Genomic DNA, 7,004 nt, shown 5'->3' with positions numbered 1-7,004 from the left:
CGCTTTCGCCCTATATGTTAAGGATACACGCAAAGCGCCAAAACGCCATAAAAAAACCGGCTCTCTTTAGGGGGAAGAGAGCCGGGCGCAAGTGCCTGCCTGTTGTACCGAACAAAGCAAGCGCGCATATAAATGGACTAATGATCACCCGATGAGTTTCTTGGCTAGTCCCAATTGATGATGTACTTGATCAAATCCTGTGCCACCTAGTGAGTTGCGGCGTTTGACGGCCGTCTGCGGAAGCAAGGTTTCGTAAATATCGTCTTCAATGAGCGGGCTGGCTGCCTGGAGATCCTCAAGCGGCAGGTCTTTCAAATAATAGCCACGCTGGATGCACGTGAAGACCAGCTTGCCGGTCACATCGTGCGCTTCGCGGAACGGCATGCCTTTTGCCGCTAAATAATCCGCGAGCTCCGTCGCATTCGAAAAGTCAGAGTTCACTGCTTTTTCCATAGATGCGGTGTTGACATTCATCGTCCGGATCATTCCTTCAAAGATCGGCAACGACCCCATCAAAGTGTGGACGGTGTCGAACATGCCTTCCTTGTCTTCTTGCATATCTTTGTTATAGGCAAGCGGCAGGCCTTTCAAAGTCGTCAGCAAGCCGAATAGATTGCCGTAGACACGCCCGGTCTTGCCGCGGACAAGTTCCGCCATATCCGGATTTTTCTTTTGCGGCATGATGCTCGAGCCAGTCGAGAAGGTATCATCGAGTTCGATGAAACGGAACTCTTCGCTCGACCAGAGGATGATTTCTTCTGCAAAGCGTGATAAGTGCATCATGAGCATCGATGAGTTGCTGAGGAATTCCAGGATAAAGTCGCGGTCGCTGACGGCATCTAGGCTGTTTTGGTAAACGCCTGAGAAGCCGAGCAGTTCAGCGGACAGTTCGCGGTCGATCGGGAAACTCGTCCCGGACATCGCCCCTGCCCCGAGTGGCGACACATCGATGCGTTTCAAGGATTCCTGCATGCGTTCTTTGTCGCGCTGCAACATCCAGAAATAGGTCATCAGATGATGGCCGAATGAAATCGGCTGTGCGCGCTGAAGATGGGTATACCCCGGCACGACCGTCTCAACATGCGTTTCAGCCTGCTCGACGATCGCCGACTGGAATCCTTCGATCAGCTCGATGATTTCCGTCACGCGGTTTTTTAGATACAGGTGCATATCCGTCGCAACCTGGTCGTTGCGGCTTCTGCCGGTATGGAGTTTGCCGCCGACAGGGCCGATTTCATCAATCAGGAGTTTTTCTAAATTCAAGTGGATGTCTTCGTTCGATACGCTGTACTCAAGTTCTCCGTTCTCCGCTTTTTTCTGCAGCGTCTGAAGCCCTGACAAGATCAAGTCAGCGTCTTGCTGCGGCAGGATCTTGCAGGAAGACAGCATGGTGACATGCGCCATGCTGCCCTGGAGATCCTCGAGCACTAATTTCTGGTCAAAGGAAATGGAAGCCCCGAACTCGTCGACCCACTGTTCAGCTGTCTTTTGGAAACGACCGCCCCACAGTTTGGTCATAGCTGTACCTCCTCTTTGACTTGTGCCGTAACCGTAACTTCTTTCTTGTTGATTTTAGAGTTGACGACTGTCGGCAAGCCCCATAGCTCGATGAATCCGACTGCAGACTCGTGGTTGAACGTATCATCTGTTGAATACGTCGCCAGTTCTTCGCTGTACAAGGAGTTTGGTGACTTACGCCCTTCCGTGATGGCATGGCCTTTGAATAGTTTTACACGCACGGTGCCGTTGACGAATTCCTGTGTTTCTTTCAGGAATGCTTCAAGTGCGACACGCAGTGGAGAGAACCAAAGCCCTTCATAGATCAATTCCGTCATTTTCTTCTCGATGACCGGCTTGAAATGAGCCATTTCTTTGACCAAAGTGATATCTTCAAGTTCTTTATGCGCGGCGATCAAAGTCATCGCTGCTGGCGCTTCATAAATTTCACGGGATTTGATGCCGACCAGTCTGTTTTCCACATGGTCGATTCTGCCGACGCCATGTTTGCCTGCGACGTGGTTCAATTCGAAAATCAGATCCGTCAATTTATAGTCGATGCCGTTCAATTTAGTCGGTACGCCTTTGACGAATTCTATTTCGACGATATCCGGCGTATCTGGCGTGTCTTCCAATGCATTGGTGATATCATATGCATCTGCTGGCGGTGTTGCCCAAGGGTCTTCGAGGATGCCGCATTCGTTGGCACGGCCCCATAGGTTCATGTCGATGGAGAATGGCGAATCCAAGTTGACCGGAACCGGCACGTCATGCTGCTTAGCATAAGCGATTTCCTCGTCACGCGACCAGCCCCACTGGCGAACAGGTGCGACGACTTCAAGGTCGGGGTTCAACGATTTGATGGAAACTTCAAAACGAACTTGGTCGTTGCCTTTTCCTGTGCAACCATGGGCAACAGCCGTTGCCCCGCTTTCCACTGCGATTTCCACGAGTTTTTTGGAAATCAACGGACGCGACAATGCAGAAACAAGCGGGTATTTGCCTTCATATAATGTATGGGCTTGAAGCGAAATGAGTGCATAGTCTTCGGCAAATTCGTCTCTGGCATCGATCATATAGCTTTCGACCGCTCCGACTTGCAGCGCTTTTTGTTTGATGAAGTCCAAGTCTTTTCCTTCTCCGATGTCGAGGCAAACAGCGACGACGTCATAGCCTTGTGATTTGAGCCATGGAATGGCCACCGATGTATCTAGTCCACCTGAGTATGCGAGTACGATTTTTTTGTTCATATAATATGACCTCCTGTATTTTTATGCGTTATATGCGATGAATATACACATAATAACATGGCATTTTTTATAACGCAAGAGAAGACGCGCATAAATTTTCATGTTTTTTAGGAAATATGCAAAAAAACCATGTTTCTTCTATAGAAAGAACAACTTCTGTGCATGCAAAAACCCGGACGGCTCACTGCCATCCGGGTTTTCTGCTGCCGGGATCTGCCGGCTTATTCCTCGGTGTCTTCTGCTTGTTCTTCCTCTTCTTCATTGCCCATTGTATATTCCAATGTATTCATATCGATGCGCACTTCCGTTAAATCACCAGTTTCCATATTATTGAATAAAAATCCGATCTCGTCGCCGCGCACGATGGGTTGTCCCAAAATGATGAGTTTGGACAACTGCTCTTCATTGATAAAGGCCTGCAAAGCTTCCGATTGCCGCTGGGATTCTTCGTCCTGCAAAATCGTGATCTTTTCCGCTTCGCCTTGCATCGGATAAGACTCTTCTAGCGGCCCTGTATAATCGGTCTTGACTTTCATGCCGGTGCGCAAGTCGCTGATAACGGCTTCTGTTGTTTCCCCGCCTTCTGCAAACTGGACTTCGACGTCTTCCGGAATAGCGAAGTAAATGCTATTGATGAGAATGCGTCCATCCCCGATCTGCGTAATGAATCCTTCTTCCGTCATGCCCTCTTGTTCAACTGCAATTTCCGGTTCTTCTTCATTGCCTGCCGGCTCCGCCGGTTCTGTCGGTGCGGCATCATCTGAGCAACCTGCCAATAGCAGGAATCCTGCAAGAAATAAACTAGCTTTTTTCACTTTATCCCAATCCTTTACGCTTAGATTCTTGTTGCAACTCTTAATTTTCAGTTTACCTGCTGAAGCTTAGGCATGCAACTCTGTACATTAAGCCTGGCGGTAGACGAAAATGCCCCGGTCGTTCAATCGCTCTTCAATCAAGCCGTCTTCGAGCAAGTAATCAACTTGGCCGATCGTCTCGGAAAGCGTCAGGCCGAGTTCTTTTTCGTAGGCATGCGGAAACAGCTGCTGTGTCAATTCGTAAACCGACTGCTCGCTTGACCGGTCGAGCATGGCGAGCACTTTCATCGCCCGCAAGTGCTGCTTTTCGAGCCGTGTGGAAACGAGTTCATGGACATTGCGCACGTCATCCCCGTGGCCGCTGTAAATGACATCTATCGGCATCTTCAATAGCCGGCTGAGGGAGGCATTGTATTGCAATAAAGACTTTGGGCGCCCTTCTTCAGGATTATACGGCGGTTCGATGAGCGGGTTCGATGACACTTTCGCGATAACGTGGTCGCCGCCAATCATCGTGCGTTCTTCCGGATTCCAGAACGATAGATGGCTTTGGGCATGCCCCAAGGTCTCCATAACATGCCAGTCCGCATGGCCCGGAATCGTATCGCCTTCATTGATGGCCATATCAAGCGGGCGATTGCCCATCAAATTGAGCGGCCGCTTCATCTTCTTCATCCAGAACATCAAATCACCCGGCACTCCCTCTTCTTTCAAGCGCTCCTGATAGAACGCGTCATGATAATCGAAAAAAGCTTCGTCCCGGCGCAGCCATAGATCGTTATATGGATGGCCGTACAATTTGGCGGCGTCGAAGCCGTCGACCCATCCTGCGTGATCCGGGTGGTGGTGCGTCAAAACCACTTGCTCGATGTCTTCAGGGGCGACATTCGCTGCTTTCAGTCCGGCCTTGAGCGCTTCCCAGGCTTCGGGTGTTTTCGGTCCGGCATCGATCAACGTCAACGCGTCGCCTTTCAATAGATAAGAATTGACATCTCCGACGGCAAATGGCGTCGGGATGGTGATTTTGATCGGTTCCATCATTCCCACTCCCTTAAAATGAATGTCTATTCACTTATCATACCTTGAATGGCAGGCCCCGTCACGCCAGCTGGCCAATTTGACAAATAAAATTTCTTTACTTATAATTTAATAACATATGTAAGCGTAGATGAAGATTAGTACGGAAGGTGATGGGTACAAGAGAGTGCCGCCAACGCTGAAACGCCGCACCCCCGCTCCCTTCCCGAACCTGCTTCTGAGCTGCCGTGCAAACACGGCCGTCTGTCCGCGATAAGGATATCGAGTTGTGCAAATGTGCAAACTTAGGTGGTACCGCGGAAACAAGCGTTTTCGTCCTTGGAATAACAGGGATGATTGCGCTTTTTATTTTGAGAAAAGGAAGTGGAATGTATGAAAATTGTATGTGTAGGGGCCGGATCGATGGCCGAATCCATGATCCACGGCTGGATCAACAAGCGAATTATGAAACCCGATGAAATCTCCGTCATGAACCGGTCAGATCAGGACCGTTTGGAATTTTTGCATGATGAATACGGCGTTAACATTGTGTGCGACGACAAGACCGAACTGAGAGATGCTGATTTCATCCTGCTTGCGATGAAACCGAAAGATGTCGAAGTGGCATTGAAAGGCATCCGCGAAAAATTGACCGGCGATACCGTTATCGTTTCTGTCGCGGCAGGGGTTTCGATTGACACGATCCAAAAACATGTCGGCGACTTCGCTGTTGCCCGTGCCATGCCGAATACTTCTGCGCAAATCGGCAAGTCGGCCACAGGCGTCGCCTGGAGCAAATTCGTCACCAAAGAACAGCAACACTTGCTGAGAAAGCTCTTGTCGTCGATCGGCGGCGTGACGGTCGTGGAAGAAGACCAATTGCACGCAGTGACCGGCATTGCCGGAAGCGGCCCGGCGTATCTCTATTATTTCGCTGAGTCCATGGTGCAAGCTGGAATCGACAACGGTTTGTCTTCTGCCGATGCGAAGAAACTGGTGCGCCAAACATTCGACGGCGCAGCGGAAATGCTCCAGCAGGAAGATTTCGGCGAATTGCGCAAACGCGTCACGAGCCCGAACGGCACAACAGCAGCCGGTCTTCAAGCCCTCTATGATAACGACTTCAAGCGCATCGTCGGAGACTGCGTCACTTCGGCTGCTAACCGCTCCCGCGAACTCGGGAAAGAATTCGAATAATAAACCCCATCACACCCCACAGAAGCGACGGCTTTTGCGGGGTGTTTCTGTTTATCTGGATGTTTTAACCGATAAAGAAGCACGACAAGTCTTCCGAATCGAAGCCTTCCCGAATTTCCGGTATACTAATTCTTTGTATAGAGATTGAAGGAGGAATTTTACGTGGCAAAACTTTTCGAAGAATTTGAGCTCAAGGGCGTCCATTTCAAAAACCGCATCGTCATGGCCCCGATGTGTATGTACCAAAGCGATAAAGAAGACGGGCATGTCACCGATTGGCATCGTGTCCATTACCCGACGCGCGCAGTCGGCGGCGTTGGATTGATCATCACTGAAGCCACCGCCGTCCAGCCGATCGGGCGCATTTCTTCCCGTGACCTCGGCATATGGGATGATGCCCATATCGACGGACAGGCGGAAATCGTCCGCCTGATGAAAGCGAACGGCGCGAAAACCGGCATCCAATTGGCGCATGCCGGCAGAAAAGCGACCGTCGACGGCGACATTCAGGCGCCGAGTGCGATTGCCTTCAACGATAAATACAAAACGCCAAAAGCGATGACGATAGAAGAAATCGATGACACCGTCCAAGCGTTCCGAGACGGCGCTGTACGCGCCAAAAAAGCCGGCTTCGACGTCATCGAAATCCACGCAGCCCACGGCTATTTGATCAACCAGTTCTTATCTCCACTGACCAACCAACGCACCGACGAGTATGGCGGCAGCAGCGAAAACCGCTATCGCCTGCTGCGCCGCGTACTGAACGAAGTGAATTCAGTTTGGGACGGGCCATTATTTGTGCGCATTTCGGCAGAAGATTACTCAGACGGCGGCATGACGCCTGAACAATACGTCGAGATGACCAAATGGATGAAACAGCAGAACGTCGATTTGATCGATGTCAGTTCAGGGGCTGTCGTGCCGGCACAGATTCCGGTGTTCCCTGGCTATCAAGTAAATTTTGCGGAAACGATCAAAAAAGAAACACCAATCGCAACCGGCGCTGTCGGCTTGATCACGGAGCCGCGCCATGCTGAAGAAATTCTTCAAAACGGCCGTGCGGATTTCATCTTCCTGGCACGCGAATTGCTGCGCAACCCGTATTGGGCCTACACTGCCGCGCGTGAGCTCGGAGCCGATATCGAAGCTCCTGTGCCTTATGAGCGGGGTTGGATATGAGACAGTTGCAAAATAGCTGTAATTTAGTATACTGAAAGTAACGAAAAAA

General features: G+C 50.5%; 6 protein-coding genes. 2 read left to right on the top strand and 4 right to left on the bottom strand.

Features of this window, described 5'->3' with window-relative positions:
• Positions 1-144 precede the first annotated feature (144 nt).
• The 4 genes from argH to ON064_RS16145 form a co-directional block, all read right to left on the bottom strand.
• Complete coding sequence (argH, locus tag ON064_RS16160; RefSeq protein WP_101190332.1) at positions 145-1,518, bottom strand: argininosuccinate lyase; 1,374 nt, start codon at positions 1,516-1,518, stop codon at positions 145-147.
• Positions 1,515-2,747: an argininosuccinate synthase gene (locus ON064_RS16155; RefSeq protein WP_274625574.1), complete on the bottom strand. Its 1,233-nt coding sequence runs from the start codon at positions 2,745-2,747 to the stop codon at positions 1,515-1,517. Before ON064_RS16155 ends, argH begins: the two co-directional genes overlap by 4 nt.
• Before the next feature lie 221 nt (positions 2,748-2,968).
• A complete protein-coding gene (locus tag ON064_RS16150; protein WP_274625573.1) occupies positions 2,969-3,562 on the bottom strand; it encodes a DUF3221 domain-containing protein in 594 nt (197 codons plus the stop codon).
• Between the two features lie 87 nt (positions 3,563-3,649).
• Positions 3,650-4,600 (bottom strand): MBL fold metallo-hydrolase, encoded by a 951-nt coding sequence (locus tag ON064_RS16145; RefSeq protein ID WP_274625572.1) that lies wholly within the window; start codon positions 4,598-4,600, stop codon positions 3,650-3,652.
• Between the two features lie 372 nt (positions 4,601-4,972).
• Between ON064_RS16145 and proC the strand changes: the two genes are divergently transcribed.
• Together proC and namA are read left to right on the top strand one after the other, a co-directional pair.
• The gene (proC, locus tag ON064_RS16140) at positions 4,973-5,776 is read left to right on the top strand and encodes a pyrroline-5-carboxylate reductase (RefSeq protein ID WP_274625571.1); all 804 of its coding nucleotides are present in this window, start codon (positions 4,973-4,975) and stop codon (positions 5,774-5,776) included.
• Between the two features lie 162 nt (positions 5,777-5,938).
• Positions 5,939-6,955, top strand: a complete 1,017-nt coding sequence (namA, locus tag ON064_RS16135) for an NADPH dehydrogenase NamA (protein ID WP_274625570.1) — start codon at positions 5,939-5,941, stop codon at positions 6,953-6,955.
• Positions 6,956-7,004: the final 49 nt, after the last annotated feature.

Source organism: Planococcus sp. A6 (genome assembly GCF_028823615.1).
Classification (GTDB): domain Bacteria; phylum Bacillota; class Bacilli; order Bacillales_A; family Planococcaceae; genus Planococcus.
This window is presented reverse-complemented; position numbering and strand designations above follow the sequence as displayed.